The sequence below is a fragment of the Collinsella sp. CLA-ER-H6 genome, assembly GCF_040092305.1.
Classification (GTDB): Bacteria; Actinomycetota; Coriobacteriia; order Coriobacteriales; family Coriobacteriaceae; genus Collinsella.
In genome coordinates this window covers 60,946-79,337 of the sequence record NZ_JBBNLS010000006.1, presented here as the reverse complement: position 1 = coordinate 79,337, position 18,392 = coordinate 60,946, and the positions used below count along the sequence as shown (strand labels likewise).

At 61.3% G+C, this 18,392-nt stretch carries 15 protein-coding genes and 1 pseudogene; 2 read left to right on the top strand and 14 right to left on the bottom strand.

The window, feature by feature from the left end:
- Window positions 1-14: 14 nt before the first annotated feature.
- From selD to glp, 10 genes are all read right to left on the bottom strand, one after another.
- Window positions 15-1,064 (bottom strand): selenide, water dikinase SelD, encoded by a 1,050-nt coding sequence (gene selD, locus AAAX77_RS03985; RefSeq protein WP_349104875.1) that lies wholly within the window; start codon window positions 1,062-1,064, stop codon window positions 15-17.
- On the bottom strand, window positions 1,057-2,283 hold the full coding sequence (locus tag AAAX77_RS03980) for a glycosyltransferase family 4 protein (RefSeq protein WP_349104874.1): 1,227 nt from the start codon (window positions 2,281-2,283) through the stop codon (window positions 1,057-1,059). Before AAAX77_RS03980 ends, selD begins: the two co-directional genes overlap by 8 nt.
- Window positions 2,284-2,295: 12 nt before the next feature.
- Window positions 2,296-3,060: an acyl-CoA dehydratase activase gene (locus AAAX77_RS03975; RefSeq protein ID WP_349104873.1), complete on the bottom strand. Its 765-nt coding sequence runs from the start codon at window positions 3,058-3,060 to the stop codon at window positions 2,296-2,298.
- Between the two features lie 155 nt (window positions 3,061-3,215).
- On the bottom strand, window positions 3,216-4,379 hold the full coding sequence (locus AAAX77_RS03970) for a double-cubane-cluster-containing anaerobic reductase (protein WP_349104872.1): 1,164 nt from the start codon (window positions 4,377-4,379) through the stop codon (window positions 3,216-3,218).
- 154 nt (window positions 4,380-4,533) lie between these two features.
- Window positions 4,534-5,817 (bottom strand): double-cubane-cluster-containing anaerobic reductase, encoded by a 1,284-nt coding sequence (locus tag AAAX77_RS03965; protein ID WP_138340013.1) that lies wholly within the window; start codon window positions 5,815-5,817, stop codon window positions 4,534-4,536.
- 431 nt (window positions 5,818-6,248) lie between these two features.
- Window positions 6,249-7,319 carry an ATP-binding cassette domain-containing protein gene (locus AAAX77_RS03960; RefSeq protein WP_349104871.1) on the bottom strand — a complete coding sequence of 357 codons (1,071 nt, stop codon included), beginning with the start codon at window positions 7,317-7,319 and terminating at the stop codon, window positions 6,249-6,251.
- A gap of 3 nt (window positions 7,320-7,322) precedes the next feature.
- Window positions 7,323-8,756, bottom strand: a complete 1,434-nt coding sequence (gene modB / locus AAAX77_RS03955; protein WP_349104869.1) for a molybdate ABC transporter permease subunit — start codon at window positions 8,754-8,756, stop codon at window positions 7,323-7,325.
- Between the two features lie 68 nt (window positions 8,757-8,824).
- Window positions 8,825-9,697 (bottom strand): molybdate ABC transporter substrate-binding protein, encoded by an 873-nt coding sequence (gene modA, locus AAAX77_RS03950; protein WP_349104868.1) that lies wholly within the window; start codon window positions 9,695-9,697, stop codon window positions 8,825-8,827.
- Window positions 9,698-9,900: 203 nt separating this feature from the next.
- Entirely contained in the window at window positions 9,901-10,380 is a 480-nt protein-coding gene (locus AAAX77_RS03945; RefSeq protein ID WP_349104867.1) for a MogA/MoaB family molybdenum cofactor biosynthesis protein, read from the bottom strand.
- 10 nt (window positions 10,381-10,390) lie between these two features.
- Window positions 10,391-11,653 carry a gephyrin-like molybdotransferase Glp gene (glp, locus tag AAAX77_RS03940; protein WP_349104865.1) on the bottom strand — a complete coding sequence of 421 codons (1,263 nt, stop codon included), beginning with the start codon at window positions 11,651-11,653 and terminating at the stop codon, window positions 10,391-10,393.
- Between the two features lie 210 nt (window positions 11,654-11,863).
- Between glp and AAAX77_RS03935 the strand changes: the two genes are divergently transcribed.
- On the top strand, window positions 11,864-13,285 hold the full coding sequence (locus tag AAAX77_RS03935) for a chloride channel protein (RefSeq protein WP_349104864.1): 1,422 nt from the start codon (window positions 11,864-11,866) through the stop codon (window positions 13,283-13,285).
- A gap of 87 nt (window positions 13,286-13,372) precedes the next feature.
- Window positions 13,373-14,335 (top strand): diacylglycerol kinase family protein, encoded by a 963-nt coding sequence (locus AAAX77_RS03930; RefSeq protein ID WP_349104863.1) that lies wholly within the window; start codon window positions 13,373-13,375, stop codon window positions 14,333-14,335.
- An 85-nt stretch (window positions 14,336-14,420) separates the two neighbouring features.
- Here AAAX77_RS03930 and AAAX77_RS03925 read toward each other — a convergent pair.
- From AAAX77_RS03925 to AAAX77_RS03910, 4 genes and pseudogenes are all read right to left on the bottom strand, one after another.
- Window positions 14,421-14,720, bottom strand: a pseudogene (locus tag AAAX77_RS03925) (peptide chain release factor-like protein); the annotation flags it as partial.
- Between the two features lie 164 nt (window positions 14,721-14,884).
- Complete coding sequence (locus AAAX77_RS03920; protein WP_152067730.1) at window positions 14,885-15,463, bottom strand: xanthine phosphoribosyltransferase; 579 nt, start codon at window positions 15,461-15,463, stop codon at window positions 14,885-14,887.
- Window positions 15,464-15,622: 159 nt separating this feature from the next.
- Complete coding sequence (locus AAAX77_RS03915; protein WP_349104861.1) at window positions 15,623-16,927, bottom strand: MFS transporter; 1,305 nt, start codon at window positions 16,925-16,927, stop codon at window positions 15,623-15,625.
- A 143-nt stretch (window positions 16,928-17,070) separates the two neighbouring features.
- Window positions 17,071-18,354 carry an O-acetylhomoserine aminocarboxypropyltransferase/cysteine synthase family protein gene (locus tag AAAX77_RS03910; RefSeq protein WP_349104860.1) on the bottom strand — a complete coding sequence of 428 codons (1,284 nt, stop codon included), beginning with the start codon at window positions 18,352-18,354 and terminating at the stop codon, window positions 17,071-17,073.
- Window positions 18,355-18,392 lie beyond the last annotated feature (38 nt).

Sequence of the window (18,392 nt, the reverse complement as noted above, 5' to 3'; positions counted from 1 at the left end):
CAATAAACGTGTCGTTAACGGACAACGTGGACGGCAGGACCGCCTGGAACCAGCTCGCACACGCGACCGACGACGGCGGCGATACGTCCTTCGGCATGTAGGCGGCGCGCAAGCTCATCCACATCGGCAGCAGGTGCCGCGATAAGCAGGCCACCAGACGTCTGCGGATCGTACAGCGCGTCGAGCATGCCCGGCTCCAGGTCCTCGTCGGCAGCCACGCGCGGGCCAAAGAAGTCCTGGTTGCGGTAGGAGCCCGCGGGGATAATGCCCAGACGCGCCATGTCGAGCACCTGGTCAAAGAGCGGCACCGCCCCCGACGCAAGCTCAACCTGCACGCCCGAGCCCTCGGCCATCTCGCACGCGTGCCCGATCAGACCAAAGCCCGTAATGTCGGTGCAGCCGTGAAGCTCAAGTCCCTCGGCCAGACGAATCGGCGCCTCGTTGAGGGTGCGCATCGAGTCAAACATGGCTGCGGCCTCGTCCTGCTCGACAAGCTCACCCTTAATGGCCGTGGTGATGATGCCCGATCCGATCGCCTTGGTCAGCAGTAACGCATCGCCCACGCGCGCGCCGCTGTTGGCGAGCATGCGGTCGAGCTGCACAAAACCCGAGACGGACAGCCCGTACTTGGGCTCGTCGTCGTTGATGGTGTGGCCGCCCGCGATGGAGCAACCCGCCTCGACGCACTTGTCGGCGCCGCCCGCCAAGATCTGACCGGCAACCTCGACACCCAAGCAATTGGGGATACAGAGCAAGTTCATGGCATGACTCGGTCGTCCGCCCATGGCGTAGATATCCGACAGCGAGTTGGCAGCGGCGATCTGGCCAAAGAGGAAGGGGTCGTCCACCATGGGTGGGAAGAAGTCGACGGACTGCACGAGGCCCAGGTTCTCCCCCACCTTGAAGACGCTCGCATCGTCAGCGGTATCGAACCCGATGAGCAGGCGCTCGTTGGGAACATTGGGTAGCTCACCCAGGACCTGGGCAAGGGCTCCGGGAGCCAGCTTGGCGGCTCAACCGCTCGCGGCCGTCATCTGCGTCAGACGGATATGATCGTTAGCCATCGATGCCTCCTTTCTGTACGAGCAGGCGTTGAACGGTCTCTAGTATACGCTCCGAGCAGGCATCCCAAGAGACGCCTGAGGTGTCGAAGCACGGCGCAGGAGCGTCAAGTGCGTCCTGGATGGCTTGGGCGAGGTCGCGCTCGAAGCGCGGAAGGTCGCGGCTGTCCGGCGTATCGACATCGACCATGGTGGGCGGGGTAACCCACGCGACGGGTGCCCCAGGCAAGGCCGCCTCCATCCAAGGGCGCACGCCGGGAAGCTCGGTCATGACAACCTTGCAGCCGCAGGCGAGGGCCTCGATCGTGACGAGTGGAAGGCCCTCGAAAAACGAGGGCAGCACAAAGACCTCGCTCGTACGATACGTGCGGACGAGCTCCTCGCCGTCTACCCGCCCCGTGATCGTCACGGGAACGGTCGATGCTGCGGCTGCAGACTCGATTTGCTGGAACTCATCGTCGTGCGCATGCCCACCCACCAGCGTGAGGGAAAGATCCGGATGCGCCCCGCGGTCCACCAGGCCCAGGGCCTCAAAGAGGCTGGCCACGCCCTTCTTGAAGCAGACCTTGCCCACAAAGACCAGACTGTCGACGCGGCGCTGAACAGCGGCGTCGGGGCAGAACGCGTGATGGTCGTAGCCCGTGCCCACCACGCGCACGCGTGCCGGGTCGACCCCATAGGTCTCCACAATCTGCTGGGCCTGCTCCGCATGGAGCGAGAAGACGGCATCGAGCGCGCGCACAGCCACAAGGACGCGTTCGCGCTCAAGGCCGTGCGAGCGCATCTGGCGGATATCGGTCGAATGGCAGACGGCGCACACGGGGCGGTCGCGCACAAGCTCGCGTGCGAGGGCGCACACCAGATAGAGATGGTGGCAAAGCAGCACGTCGGGCTCAAACTCGGCCACTGCACGCTCGATCGAGCGGCAAAACGCGTCTTCGAATTCCGAGGCCATCTGAGATGTGAGATCGCGGTAGCGGGTGGACGGATAAGGCATGACATCGGACATGCCGCAGATATGAAAGGGCAGCTCAGGGGTGTCGAAGTCGACGGTATAGACGGGTACGCCCGCCGGGATGTCGCCCTGCGTGTCGCCCGGGGCGGCGCCGCAGAGGACGGCGGGCTCGCACCCGTCTGCCAGCTGGGAGCGCACGAGCGCCGAAAGATACGTGCCGCTGCCCGTGCTATCGGGCTTTTGGGCCGAGATGTTGAGGATGCGCATCGGCAGGGCCCCTTAAACCAGCGCCCGCGCGCGGACGGCAGCACCGATGGCCCCAGCAAAGCGAGCCTGGGGCGAGGTGGTCACCGGCGACCCCAGCAGCTCGCCCAACCGCTCCACCACGAAGGCGTTCTCGCACAGGCCACCGGTCAGGTAGTACGGGGCGCCCGCGGCCTGCCCGGCCATGGTCGCCACGCGCGAGACCACGCTGTCGATCACGCCACGTGCAATGTTCTCGCGCGGCTCACCGCGACCGATCAGGCTGATGACCTCGCTTTCGGCAAACACCGTGCACATGCTGCTGATCTTGGTGGGCTCACCGGAACGCGCAAGGTCGGCCATCTGCTGTTGGGAAATACCCAGACGGTCGGCCATGATCTCCAAAAAGCGCCCCGTACCGGCAGCGCACTTGTCGTTCATGGCAAACTTGGCCACGCGGCCACTTTTAAGCTGAATGACCTTGGTGTCCTGGCCGCCCACGTCAATCACCGTGCCGTGATCGCCAAACAGGCGCACGGCACCGGTGCCGTGGCAGGTGATCTCGGTCACGACCTTGTGCGCATAGGGCACGGCGACACGGCCGTAGCCGGTCGCGATCACGCGCACGTCGTCGGCAGCCACGTCGTAGCCAGCCGCTGCCAGTGCCTCGCGCAGCCGCTCGGAAGCATCGACCGAGGAGAACCCGGTTGGCTGCACGCACGTCCACGCCACCGAACCCTCCCCGTCGACCACAGCAGCCTTAGCCGCCGTAGACCCGATATCGATACCGATCCCTATCATGGCTCTCTCCCAATCTAAACATCAAAGGTAGCGGCGCGTTCAGGCGCCTTAGCTCTAGGTTTCTCAGGTGCCGGAGATTGCCCCGAAAGAGGAGCGCAGCGTACTTTGGGTTCGCAAGCGACGGTTTGAGGGGCAAGATCCGGTGCCTGAGGAAGCTAGAGGGTTTCGATGAAGGCGGCGATGCGGGTCTCGATCTGACCCATGTCGCCGTTGCTGTAGTCGGTCTCGATCTTCATATACGGAATACCCGCACCCTCGACGGCCTCCTGCATGCGTGCGCTCTCAACGTTAAAGGTGTGGCAGGCCTGCAGCACGCTCTCTACCACGCCATCGACATGGTACTTCTCGCACATGGCCAGCGTGTTTTCCATACGACCGTCGTTGGGCGTCATGACCGAGCAGTTAATGTCCAGGTAGCGGTCGGCAATCGCGCGCAGGATATCGGGAGCCTCCGGGTCGATCATCATGGCCGCCGTGCGCTCTCCCGAGCAGTCGTCCATACACACGACCACGCCGCCGTTGGACTCGATGGTACGGCCGATCTTGTTGATCACGCCGCCCACCGGGCAGCCGGTGATCAGAATGCGCTTGGCGTCTGCCGCGACCGGGCGCTCACCTGCGTCGTAGGCCTCGCGCAGCTTGGCAACCTTTTGCTCCAGCTGCTGCGTATAAGCCTCGATATCAAAGCTGAACGTACCGGCAAACATGGTGCTCATCAGGTCGACACCGCTCATGGCCGCCGGCTGGTTGGCCTGAAGCGCAAACATCTCGAGCTGGGCCGCGCGCAGGCGGTTGCGACGACGGACGGCAGCGCGCAGGTCGTCATCGGTGATAGTGATGCCGTAGAAGTTCTCGAGCTCTTCCTTGAGCAGACGGCACTCCTCGTACCAGCCCTCGCACTCGTAGGCGCGGTCGCGACCCTGCGGAAGATGCAGAATGTGCGTGCGCTTGAGCTCGTTGAGCAGTTCGTACATCTTCTTCTTGCCGTCGCAGGTGGTCTCACCGATGATCATGTCGCTAAAGTACGTAAACGGGCACTTTTGCGAGTAGGCAAAGCCGTACGTCGATTTGATGAGCGGACACAGATTTTCCGGCAGTACCTTCTCGGCCTCGGGAATCACCTCATCGGACGTACCGCACAGAGCGACACTTGCGGCCCCCGCGGCATCGATAATCTCGAGCGGCGTATAGCTACACAGATACCCGACAAGACGATTGCCCGCCTGCTTGTAATCCTTAACGCGAATAAACGCGGCCTTGCGCTGCTCGTTGAATTCCTCAAACGTGCGCGGCAACGGCTGCTCAATATTTTCCGACATATAACTCCTTAACAAACCTTTTAACCAACCAAGGAAACGACTTTCCCAGGTGCCCGAGGTTGCCGCGAAAGAGGAGCGCCGCGTACTTTGGTACGCAAGCGACGGTTTGAACGGCAAGATCGGGTGCCTGGGGAAGCCGCCGGGACGGATACCCCTAAATGGTTTCCAAGAAAGCCTCAATGCGCGTCTGGAGCTGACCGGCATCCTCGCCGGCGTAGTCGGTCGTGATGTGCATAAACGGAATACCGGCCTCCTCGGCGGCCTTCTCCACGGCAAACGACTCCATCTCATAGAGCGTGCAGAACTGCAGGGCCACGTCGACGATGCCGTCGGCATGCAGGTCCTTGGCCATCTGAACGATGTCCTTCATACGCTGGTCGTTGGGCGTAAAGACAGCGCAGTTGATCTTAAAGTAGCGCTCGGCAATGGCATCGAGCATCTCGTCGACCGTCTCGCCGGACTCGTCGACCAGGTCCTTGTAGTAGCGCGAGCCCGTGCAGGACTCCTCGCCTACCACAACGCCGCCGGCCTTCTCGATAAGGTTGAACAGTTTCCAGTTGGGCACGGCCATGGGCGTACCGGTGTACAGGATGCGCTTGGTGCCCTTGGGCGCCACGCCCTCGCCAGCCTCAACGCGCTGCTCGCACTCAGCCGCCATATCGTTAATGGCTCCGGTCAGACGCGGCGTGTCATCCATAAAGGCGGCCTGAACGGTCAGCAGGCTGTCGAGACCGCTGATGGGCGCCGGATCGGCAGCGCGGGTCGCAGCCAGACGCTGCAGGGCGCGACGCTTCTCGTTGACGGCGTGGATGGCAGCCTTCAGGCGCTCGGGCGTAATCTTGACGCCGCACTCGTCCTCGATCTTGGCCGCGAGCTTCTTGACCTCGGCCTTCCAGGTCACGAGCGTCGACTCGTCGTGTACGTTAGGAATATCCATGACGTACATGTTCTTTTGCGTGGCAAAAAACTCATAAGCCTTCTTCTTGCCATCGCAGGTGTTCTCGCCCACCACCAGGTCACTCGACTCAATGTAGGGGCAGACCTCGCCCAGCTTAAAGCCGGCAAAGCTCTTGATGAGCGGGCAGGTGTTGCGCGGCAGATGCTCCTCAACCTTGTCGGTCGCCCAGTCGGCACCCGAGCACAGGCCCACGGGGATGCCATCGCAGGCAAGTACGATCTCCTCGGGCACGTACACACAGAACGAACCGACGATCTTGGTGGCCTCGCCGGCCTCTTTCTTGTCGAGCATCTCCTTAATACGGCCGCTGTGGATGTTGGTGGCGACAAAATCCAGGTAGGACGTGGACTTGGGGCGATTGTTCTGCGTCAGGAACATATCGCCGTACATCTGGCCCACGGCGCCCAGCAGCATGTCGTGATCGGCAAGATTCATGCCGAGGCTCTCCCACATCGGATGGAAATCAAATTCTTCAGCCATGACAGTTCCCCTCTCGAACCAAAAACGGATAACAGCGGTATCGATGCACGACGGACGGCGATTGCCCGACCGTGCTCAAACCCGGAATTTTAGGGAACCTGCTTTGCGGTCGATTATTTAGTTGTGCGTCGTCTCTCCCGGAGCCGTGAACATACCTGCTCATATGCGACTCCGGGCCATATATAGGGCACGCGCGGCAACGCGGCAAATGTATGTCGTCTGCGGCATGTGCGCACCCTCCTTAACCAGTTGAGGTCAACTATATCAACGGTCATCGAACATGCGAACACCGTTGACATTCGTACGACAGCGTCGTGTACCGTCGTTTAATAAATAAGTATTTCGATTGATAAGAGTTTGTCATCTCTCATTTGACGAACGGCAAAAACAAAGCCGCCGAGGCTTATATCCCCCGATGGCATTACCCGGCGCTATCGACAAACCAAATGGATCCTGCTGGCATCAAAATGCATGCGCAACGTCTCGCCTGCTTGCGGCAGCTCGTCGACAGGCATGCCCACTTTGTTGACCTTCCACTGCAGGCGCGTCGGCGCGTCGGCGCGCGGCACGTCTAGCAGCACCAGGCGCTCAAAACGCGAATCGCTCACGCGCGCCACGTGCAGGTCGTAACTGTTGCGACCCCGCTCCGCGCGATTGTCAACATGGAAGTAGCTTGCGCGAATGCCCAGGTACGCTACATTACCGGGAACCTCGCGACCCACGTTAAAGGTCATGCCCCAGTCGAGGGCCTCGACCTCCTGGGGCCCAATCTTGCGCGCGCGGCTTGTATTCTTGCAGCCCGTTAGGCGCAGCGCCGCCAGCGTCTGCGGACGGCGGACCACGTCCTCGATGGAGCCGATTTCCTCAACATGCCCGTCGTGCATCACGCAGATACGCTGGCACAGGCGGCACGCTTCGTCGATGTCGTGGCTCACGTAGAGCACGGTGCGGTTGCATACATCGAACAGGTCGAGCATGTTCTGTTCGAGCGCACTCTTAAGATAGGAATCGAGCGCGCTCATGGGCTCGTCGAACATAAAGATGCCCGGATGCGCCGCCACCATGCGGGCAAGCGCCACACGCTGCTGCTGGCCACCCGAGAGGCGCGCGGGATAACGATCGGCGAAATCGGCCAAGCCAAAGATGCCCAGGTAGCGCTCGGCAAGTTTTTTACGCGCCGCGGCGTCGCCCGCATCCTTTACACCGGCGCATACGTTATCGGCCACCGTCATGTTGGGAAACAGCTGATAGTTTTGGAACAGCAGAGCGCATTTTCGCTCCTGGGGCGACAGGTTAATACCTGCCGCCGAGTCAAAAAAGGTCACGCCGTTGACGACGATCTTGCCCTCGTCGGGCGCCTCCACGCCGGCAATGCAACGCAGCGTGCAGCTCTTGCCGCAACCTGAGGCACCGAGCAGCGCCACACGCTCCTCGCCGGCCTCAAGCTGTATGTCGAGCATAAACCCGGGGTAGTGCTTTTTTATATCCAGAACGAGCGACATGGCTTATCGACCTCCCTTTGCGGCCGTGTCATCGCGCATGAGCTCGGCCAGCGCCTCGCGATCGATACGCAAGGCATCGCCGCCCGCCGGGTCGAGCGAATCGCCCTGTCCGGCGAGATCTTCGGCCTGTTTGCGCTTCGCACGGGAGAGACCACGCTCGCGATACTTTTGCGAATGCGCGGTGTACATGTTGATGAACAGGATGACTAAGAAACTGAACACGATTACGACGATGACCCAAAAGAGTGCCACCGACGTGTTGCCGCCCATCCACTCAAAGTAGATGGCGATGGGGATGGTCTGGGTAACGCCGGCGTAGTTGCCCGCAAAGAACAGGGTGCAGCCAAACTCGCCCATGGCACGCGCGAAGGCGAGCACCGTGCCGGCGGCAATCGAGGGCCAGCCAAGCGGCATCATAAGCTTGGTAAAGATGCGACGCTCGGACCAGCCAAGCGTGCGCGCCGCATCGAGCATCTGCGTGCCGAGGCTCTCAAAGGCACCGAGCGCCGTACGGTAGACCAGGGGAAACGACACCACCACGGCAGAGATCACCGCCGCCGGCCACGTAAAGACAATCGAGATACCGTGCGCGATCAGCCACTGCCCCACCCCGGTCGATCGACCAAACAGCATGAGGAGCAGAAAGCCGCAGACCGTGGGCGGCAGCACCATAGGAATCGTAAAGACCGAATCGAGCAGACCCTTGATGCGGCTCGTCGTACCCATGGTCTTCCATGCGGCAAACAGGCCCAGCGCAAAGGAGATCAGCAGGGCAAGGCCGCTCGTTTTTATGGACACCCAAAACGGGCGATAGTCGATGTCGCCCAAAAAGGAAGCCAGAGAGGTCAAGGGCCCCTGCTCATCCTGCAACACGACAGACGATGCTTCTACCATTTGAGCGCTATCAAGCCAACGCGCGCCGCCCTTGGCATCACCCGAGGCTGATGCAATCACCACATAGCGGTCCCCATCCGCACCGCGCTCGTCAAAGCCATAGGTATACCCGCCGGCATCAAACGTTGTTTCCGCCGTGACATACCAAGGAAGATCCACGTCCCCTAGCTGCGCACCTCCCATGCAGTTTGCGCTGTCGAGCTCACAGACGAGGGCTTTGAGACCCGATACGCACTCGTTATCCTGCGGATCCAATCCATACTTTTCGACCGCCTTGGGCGATATCCACACTACAACGCGATCGGCAGCAGGCGCCACTACAAGGTCCACGTCCTCGTCAACGGGAAACCGGTAGCCCTCAGGCTGGCCCTCCATGGCACGAGCGGTCCCCTTGGCCAACCGCTCAAAACCCTCGATCCCATAGGAAAGCCCATGAGCGGTCGCAGCAACCTGGGCCCCGTCCTCAGCAAACGCAAATCCCGGCACCCAGCAAAGCGCGAAGGTCAAAGCACAGGCGACAAGCATGCGGAATCTATAAAGCACGAAAAGCTCCAAGAGAATACAAGGAAGGAGTGAAACACAAAACGATGGAATTATCGCGCCAAGCCGCACTACGCGGAAAGCTCAAAGCCGTACTTGGCCCAAATCTTCTGGGCTTTCTTGTTGGACAGGCAAAAGTCAATAAACGCCTTGGCCTCGTCGGCGTGCTCGGAGCTCTCGGCAACGGCGCCCGGATACACGATGGGCTTGTGCGAATCCTCGGGGCACACGAAGGCCTCCTCGATGCCGTCGTAGCGGAAGATATCGGAGCTGTAGACAAAACCAGCTACACAGTCGCCTGTGGACACATAGGCGGCGGCGGTACCAACTTTGTCGGCCAGCGCGACCTTGTCGGCGATCTCGGGAGCATACTCGCCGTCGTCGCCCTCGGTGCCGGTGTAGAGGCCCACGGAGGCCAGGGCCTGGTTGGCGTACTTGCCGGCGGGGACGGTCTTGGCATCGCCGATGGCGATTTTGCCGTCCAGATTCGCGACGTCGGCGATGGCCACGACCTTGGTTTCGGAGCCCTCGGCGCGAATGATCACGAGGTCGTTGACGAACATGTCCTCACGCGTGTCGGCGTCGACGAGCTCGGCGGCCTCGGCGTCGTCCATGGTGCCCTTGGAGGCCGTGATGAGCACGTCGACGGCGGCACCGGCACGCATCTGTTCGACGAGGTCGCCGGACGCTTTAAACTGCGTGTCGGCAAAGGTGGTGCCGGTCTGGTCGGTGTAGAGCTTCTGGACCTCGGGCAGAGCCTTCTCGAGCGAGTTGGCAGCAAAGACCTGCAGCTCGACAGCTTTTTTGGAAGACGCCTTAGCAGAACTGGCATCGGATCCGGCCGGCTCGGACGTCTTATTGCCCGAGCAGCCAGCAAGGCCAAAGCCGGCGGCAGCGGCAGCAGAAAGCGAGACAAAACCGCGGCGTGAAACCATATCGAACATATTCAACCCTTTCGGACCTTGTGCCCGGGTACCCCACCGCGGACTTTAATCTGCAATCAGATTATACTTCTACGAGAATAAAGATAGTGAGAAATTATTCTCGTCAGAGAATATAGTTTCGAGTTGCCATACACCTTGGCGTCACTTCGGCGGAAAACAAAGGCGGAGCAGCCGTTCAGGTCGCCCCGCCGCAGGTAAACCGCTTAGTTGGTATGTCCGCCGCCCGCTGTCATCTGAGCCGCATGCTCCAGCTGGTCCGCTATGGCGTCCCAGCTTTCGCGGGCGGCCTTCGTAGAACCGGGAAAGTTTACGACAAGTGTATGACCTCGTTGCATGCACACGGCGCGCGAGAGCATGGCGCGGCGCGTCTTGGTCATCGAGTACGCGCGAATCGCCTCGGCAATACCCGGCACATCGCGGTCACAGACGGCACGCGTCGCCTCGGGTGTCACGTCGCGCATCGAAAGACCCGTGCCGCCGCAGGTGAGCACGACATTGGCGTGGCACTCATCGGCGGCTTCCGCAATGGCATCACCGATCTCGCTGACGTCGTCGCGCACGACCACATGTGAGGCGACCGTCCATCCCTGCGCCTCGATAAGCTCCTCGAGTGCGGCGCCCGCCTCGTCCTGGGCAAGGTCGCGCGTATCCGAGCACGTCACGATCGAAATCTTCAACTCCATAGCGCTCCTCCTATAGCACCGTTCCCTCAGGCAGGTCGACGCGCACAACGTCCACGACATCTCCCGCCTTGAGCTCGCACGGCCCTTCGTCAATACGCAGCAGGCAGTTGGCCCGCTGCATCGTGCCGAGCAGCGCCGAATTCTGCGTCTTGGCCTCGGTCACCAACAGCTCACCGGTCTCAGGGTCGCGCAAAACCGTGGCGCGATCGAAGAAGCGTCGGTCTTGGCGCTTCTTCACGCCGTGCGTCAATATCGCCTGCTGCACGGGACGCGTACCCTCGGCAAAGCCGCGCATCTTGCGGATCGCCGGGCGGGCGAGCATCTCAAAGCCCACATACGCCGCCGCGGGATTGCCCGAAAGCCCCAGGTAGGGCTTACCCCCGAGAAAACCAAACGTGATGGCCTTACCCGGACGCATCGAGATGCGATCGAAGAGCACCTCGCCCTCGCGCTGGACCAGCGCCGTCACATAGTCGTAATCGCCCGCCGAGGCGCCACCGCTCGTAATGACAAAATCGCACTCCTGCACGGCACGATGTACCAGCTCGGCAATCACCTGCTCATCATCGGGCGCGATGCCGTAGAACACGGGCTCGGCTCCTGCATCGAGTGCCTCGGCCATCAACGCCGAGGAGTTGGAATCGCGGATCTGACCGCGCGCCGGCACCTTACTCGGTGCGACCAGTTCCGTGCCCAGCGAGATGATGCCCACACGTGGGGCAGCGTGCACCTTCACGCTCGCGTATCCGGCGCTTGCCAGCAAGCCGGCGCCGGCCGGAGCCACGACCTCGCCGGCGCGCATCACAACATCGCCGGCATGGGCCTCCTCGGCAGCAGAGCGAACGTTCTCCCCTACCTTGGCAGGCGCTGAGAAGCTCACGTGCGAGCCCTCGTTGCCGTCGCCATCGAGCACGTCGACGATCTCGTATTTCACCACGGCATCGGCTCCTTCGGGTACCGGCGCGCCCGTCATGATGCGGACCGTCTCGCCCACGCCGACCGCGCCCTCAAAGACATGACCCGCTGCCTCGTGTCCGATAACGTCGAGCGTCACCGGCGCCTCGCCAGACGTCTGCGCCAAGTCCGCCGAGCGCACGGCATACCCGTCCATGGCGCTGTTGGCAAACGGCGAGATGTCGATATCGGCCACCGCGTCCTCTGCCAAGGGAAGACCGGCGGCCTGCCACACGGGAATCTCGATGAGATCCGTCGGAGCAACGTGCGACAAAACAATCGACTGCGCATCCTCCAGCGGAATGAGTTTCTCTGCCATATGCACCTCTTAATGCCACGGCGCACATCACGGGCGCCGATTCTTTATGTTTATCTCAGTATAATCCCCCGCCGCACGACGGCGGCACGGCCCATGCCCACGAATACACCTGTCGGTAACGGACGGCGAAACAGAACCGAAACCAACCTGCCGGTTTGTCTCGTTTGCCACGTTCTATAATGCTCGTGTTGCAACCCAAAAGAGGAACGTATGGCTTTTACCGACAAACCCGAAAGCGCAAACGAGGCGCAGGATCATTCCCAGCCGCTCGACGACGGCGGCCTTTTCTCCCTGAACGACGTCATCATGGCAGGCAGGCAACAGCTCACCCGCTCCGAGCATCTCTTGGCTGCCGACACGCGCCGCAACGCCCGCAACCTACTCGCGAGCTCCAAGTTGCTCGTGCTCGTCGTCATCGTCTCGCTCGCCATGGGCGTTGCCGCTTGGGCGTTTTTGGCCTCGCTGAATATCGCGACCGACTATCGCGAGCACCATGCATGGATTTACGCGCTGCTTCCCGTTGTGGGCATGGCCACCGCATGGGTCTACAAGAACCACGGTCTCGCCGCAAAGCGTGGCAACAACCTGGTCATCGACTCCGCTCTGGGCACACGCCTCATCCATATGCGCATGGCCGTCCTCACGTTTGTGTGCTCCACGCTCACGCACCTAACGGGCGGATCGGCCGGTCGCGAGGGGGCCGCGGTGCAGATCGGCGGCACCATCGCCAGCAACATCTCGAGCCTCGCCCACCTCAAAAAGCATGACCACCACGACCTCATGCTCGCCGGCATCTCGTCGGCCTTTGGTGCCGTATTCGGTTCGCCCCTTGCCGGAGCTTTCTTTGGCATGGAGATGTGCTTCATCGGCAAAATCGACTACACCGCGGGCATTTACTGCCTGGTCGCCTCGTTTACCGGCTACTTTACATCACTCGCCCTGGGTACCGAGTACGAGGCGAATGTCATCGCCAGCGTTCCCGCCATGACGCCCAAGACGGTCGTCATCGTTGTTATCAGCGCCATCATCTTCGGTCTGACGGCACGCCTCTTTGCCTGGTCGGTTCGAACCGTCAAGAGCCTGTACGGTCGCTCTATCACCAATTATCTTGTTCGCGCACTCATAGGCGCACTCGTGGTTTTGGCCGCCTATGCCCTCCTCGACGCCTGGGACTACGCCGGCCTTTCCACGTGGCTTTCCGGCGCTGGATTTGCCGGCAACACCACCCTGGCGGACGCAGCCATCAAGTTGGTCGTCACAGCGCTCACCCTGGGCGCCGGCTTTCAAGGCGGCGAGGTCACGCCCCTGTTTGGTATCGGTGCGGCGCTCGGCGGCTGGATCGGTTGCCTCGTCGGAATCGACCCCAGTTTTCTGGCGGCTCTCGGCATGCTCGGCGTGTTCTGCGCCGGCCTCAACGTGCCCATCACCACCTGCATGATGGCCATCGACCTGTTCCACGGCACGGCAGCCGGGTTCTTTGTCATCGTGGCCTTTATCAGCTACCTAACTGCCGGACACCGCGGCGTGTACCCCGCCCAGCGCATCATCTCGCCCAAGCGCCGTTCGCTTATTGTGGATGAGGGTGGTACGGTAGCGGATGCTATCGAGCGCCACAACGACCTGATAGAGTAGACGTAAGTATTCGACGTGCAGCCACAATCGGGGGCAATTCGACCTGAGCGCGACCGCACCGTCACGTCATACGCCGGGAGTCGCCCCATGCACGCAACTGATTTTGGCCGCACGCTCATCATCGCCAACCCAGCCGCCCAGTCGGGTGCGGCGCACGAAGTTGCCGAGCGTCTGCAACGCTTTTTGGACATGACTGCACGCGCATCCCAGTTTGACTTGGTGCTAACCGAGCGCATGGGACACGCCAAGGAGCTGGCCGCACAGGCCCAGGGCTATCGCACCGTTATCGCCCTTGGCGGCGACGGCGTGATTCACGAGGTCGTCAACGGGCTTATGACGCAAGAGGAGGACACCCGCCCCGCTCTTGCCATCCTACCCGTGGGCTCTGGCAACGATTTTGCCCAAACGCTCGGCATCGACGATTTCTCCGGTAAGGATTTTGGCGCGCTGCTCACCTGCGAGCTGCAGCGTCAGGACATCGGGCGCATTCGCTCGTGGAGCCCTGCGAGCGGCAGCGGCGAGGCTACCGTTGAGTACTACGACCAGACGCTCTCGGTCGGCATCGATGCCGCCATCGGCCTGGGCACCACCGAGCTGCGCAAAAAGACGGGCCTCGCCGGCGCTCCGCTCTACACCCTATCGGGACTTGAGCAGTTTGGCCTGCGCTATCGCAACTACCCCATGACCATCAGCTTTGATGGCGCGCCCGCCGAGCGCGTGCGGGCGATCATCATGGCAATTCAGCTGGGTCCTACCTATGGCTCGGGCTATCGCATCTGCCCCGATGCCGACCCCTGCGACGGCATACTCAACGTCTGCTACGCCTGCGGCCCCGTTCCGCGTGCGGTTGCCCTGCCTATGTTTCTTTCGGCCAAAGATGGCCACCATACCAAGTTGCCGCCGGTTCGCATGCGCCGCTGCCGCCATGTCGAGCTCACCTTTGAGGAGCCCGACTACCCCATCCAGGCCGACGGCGAGCCCGTTGTCGCCTCGCGCATCGAGGTCGACATCCTCGCCGGCGCCCTCCACGTCTGGCACCCCACCCGCTAGCTGCCCTAAGTTGCGGTGAAATAGGGACTGTTTATGCATCTAAAGCCGCAAAACAGTCCCTATTTCACCGCAACTTATGAGGAGGCTATTCGTCGCTGCCCGGTTTGCGACGGTTGGCCTTTTTAATGGCGTTGAAGTGTTTGTCGTTGAGCCTGCGCTGGCGCGATCGCTGTGGCACTTTGGTCTTGACGCGTCGGCGCGGTGGACGCCCGCGACGCTCAAGATCTGCCCTCAGCTTACGCAGACAGCAGCTGCGATTCTGAAACTGACTACGGCTCTCGCGCGCCGTCACGACAATTCCCGTGGGCCCATGCTTCATGCGCACCGCCGAGTCCGTCGTGTTCACACCCTGACCGCCTGGACCCGTCGCGCGAAACACCTGCACCTCGCAATCGCGTGCCAACTCCTCGGCCGACATCTCGGCATAGCGCGCATACTCGCGCCATCCCATCTTGTTCTCATCCATATCGACACCTCCCCTCATACAAAAAATGTGACAAAGGGACAGTCCCTTTGTCACATCGCATACCAATCGCTTGTGTTGCGCACTTAGGCGAAGGTGATCTCGCCGTTCTCGCAGTCCATTTCGGCGATACGAGCCAGGCTCTCGACGCGGAAACCGCGCTTGCGGAGCTTATCGCCGCCGCCCTGGAAGCCCTTCTCGACGGCGATGCCAATGCCAGCAACCTCGGCGCCCGCAGCCTCGCAGATCTTGATAAGACCCTCGAGCGCGCAGCCGTTAGCCAGGAAGTCGTCGATAATCAGGACTTTGTCGCCCTCGGACAGGAAGCGCTTGCCAACGATAACCGGGTACTCCTTCTGCTTGGTAAAGGAGTAGATGGTCGTGGCATACTGCTCACCGTCGAGATTGATGGACTGGGCCTTCTTGGCAAAGACCACCGGCACGCCGCCAAAATGCTGGGCTGCGATGCAGGCCATACCAATACCCGAAGCCTCGATCGTCAGGATCTTGTTGATCTCGACACCCTCGAACAGACGGGCCCACTCGGCGCCCATGTGGTCGAACAGCTCAACGTCGCACTGGTGGTTGAGGAATGCATCAACCTTAAGGACGTTACCGGCCTTTACGATGCCGTCATGGCGAATACGATCCTCAAGCTCCTGCATGGCGCAACCCCTTCTCGCGGCAACGATGCCGCGCGATTAATAAACGTTGTTCGATAGTCTACCACGGACCGACCCCCGCCCGCCCCACAAGCCGCATCGCACCACAAAGCCGCAAGACCGGTAGATAGGCCCGATTCATGGCAAGCCTGCCCCCACAAGCTAATGGCGGGCGCGTATCCTCACCAAACGCACCATGGCAAGCGCAAAGCCCACGGCGGCCACAGCCATGAGCACGTAGAACACCGAACGGAAACCAAACAGGAACACATCCGGACGACCTGCAACAAAACTGGTCACGGCCTCGCCCATCGCCACGCCCATCTGCCCATATAGGATATTCGACGCCACCGTAATACCGAGTGCCATGCCGGCATAGCGCGCCAAACTGCCCAAGCTACCTGCAAAACCGAGCGCCTCGCGCGGAGCCGAGCCCATGTACAGCGAGTTATTGGGGCTCTGGAAAATCGACGTACCGCACGACATAAATGCGACGCAGCACACGATCACAGGGATAGCAGAGTGCTCGTCGAGCGTGCTTACCGCAAAGAGACCGCACACGTACACGCCCAGGCCGACCGCCGTGGGGCCCTCGCAGCCAACACGGTCCGAAACCGTGCCCGAAAGCGGGCCGATAAAGGCATTCACCATCGGCAGCGCCAAAAAGAGTAGTCCAGAGATATCAGAACCAAGGCCGTGGGCGTCCTGAAAATAGAACGGCAGAATAAACTCGGATGCGCCAATAGCAACGAACACGATGAACATGCAGGCAAGGTTGATGGTGAAGGCCGAATTTGCAAAGCAGCGACGAGCGGCCTCGGCAAGGGGCATGGGACGTTCGCCGGCCTCTGGCCTAACATGCGGCAGCGTGTAGAGTCCCACGATAAACGAGATCACGCCAATGGGCAGGTTGATGAGGAAGATGCTCTCCCAGGGAAAGCTTGCCACCAGCATGCCGCCGAGCACGGGGCCACACATCATGCCGAGGGCCACAAAGGTCGCGAGAATACCCATGGCACGGCCTCGTTCGCGCGCCGGAAACGACTCGGTGATGATACCCATGTTGTTAGCCATGGCCGCCGCGCAACCGACGCCCTGAACAATGCGTGCCAGGATAAGAACCTCGAGCGAGGCCGAAAGGCCGCACAGCAGCGAACCGACCGAAAAGACGATGACGCCCAGCTGGAACACATTCACCTTGCCGCGCACGTCGCCCAGACGGCCAAACGGCAACATAGCCACGCATGTCGCAAGCAGGTACACCGAGCTCACCAGTTGAATGCGATCGAGGCCCACGCCCAGCTCCTTTTGCATCACGGGCAGCGCCACGGTCACGACAGTCGAATCCAGACACACCATAAACGTCATGATGAGCACGGTAAACAGAATCGCCCATTTGTTCTTGCCATGGGTGTCGCCCTCTAGAGCAATGTGCTCGCGGCGCAGCTGCTCTGCGGTTTTCTCCATATCCATCCTTTCGAGTGGCGCAACGCAAAAAAACGGGGCCCCGATCGCCTGCAAACAGCCGCGATTGGGGTCCCGCCTACGGAATCGGAACGAAAGGTCACCGAAGCTTTCTGCCAGCATCGGCGCCTTATGCGAACGCTAGCCTAGCACTGCTCAAGCGCCTGCTCAAGGTCGACAATCAGATCTGCCGTGTCCTCGAGGCCGCACGACAGGCGCACCATGTCGGCGGAGATGCCGCAAGCGATGAGCTCCTCATCGTTCATCTGACGATGCGTGGCATTAGCGGGATGCAGGCAGCAAGTGCGGGCGTCGGCCACGTGCGTGGCAATCTGGGCGAGCTTGAGGCTCTTCATAAAGGTCTCGGCCGCCGCGCGACCACCGTTAAAGCCAAAGCTCACAACGCCGCAGGTACCGTTGGGCATGTACTTCTGAGCCAGGTCATAGTACTTATCGCCCTCCAGGCCCGGATAGCTCACGAAGCGCACCTTGGGATGGCTCTGCAGGAACTTGGCAACGGCCAGGCCGTTCTCACAATGACGCGGCATGCGCACATGAAGGCTCTCGAGCGAGCTGTTCAGGAAGAACGCCGCCTGCGGGTTCTGCATGGGGCCAAGGTCGCGCATGAGCTGCGCGGTGGCCTTGGTAATGAAGGCACCCTCGCGACCGAACTTCTCGGCATAGGTCACGCCGTGGTAGCTCTCGTCGGGCGTGGTGAGACCCGGGAACTTGTCCGCATGGGCCATCCAGTCAAACTGGCCGTGATCGACGATTACGCCACCCAGGTAGGCAGCATGTCCATCCATGTACTTGGTGGTGGAGTGCGTGACGATGTCGGCACCCCACTCAAAGGGACGGCACATTACGGGTGTCGGGAAGGTGTTGTCGACCATCAGCGGCACGCCGTGGTCATGTGCGGCCTTGGCAAAGCGCTCAATATCGAGCACGGCAAGGGCGGGGTTTGCGATCGTCTCGCCAAAGACGAGCTTTGTGTTGGGCTGAAAGGCAGCCTCCAGCTCCTCATCGGTGCAGTCGGGGGCGACGAACGTGCAGGTCAGCCCCATGCGGCCCATGGTGTGGGCGAGCAGGTTATACGTACCGCCGTAAATGGCAGAGCTTGCGACCACGTGATCGCCGGCACCGGCAACGTTAAAGATCGCGAGGAAGTTCGCAGCCATGCCCGAGCTCGTGAGCATCGCAGCGGTGCCGCCCTCCATCTCGCAGATCTTGGCGGCAACCAGATCGCACGTGGGGTTCTGCAGACGGCTGTAGAAGTAGCCCGACTCCTCCAGGTCAAACAGCTTGCCCATGTGCTCGGACGTGTCGTATTTCCACGTGGTGGACTGGTAGATGGGCACCTGGCGCGGCTCGGCATCTCCCGGGTGATAGCCGCCCTGAACACATGTGGTACCGATGGTCTGCTCGCTCATATCTAGCTCCCTTGCCTGGGTTTTAGTTTTATTCGGTT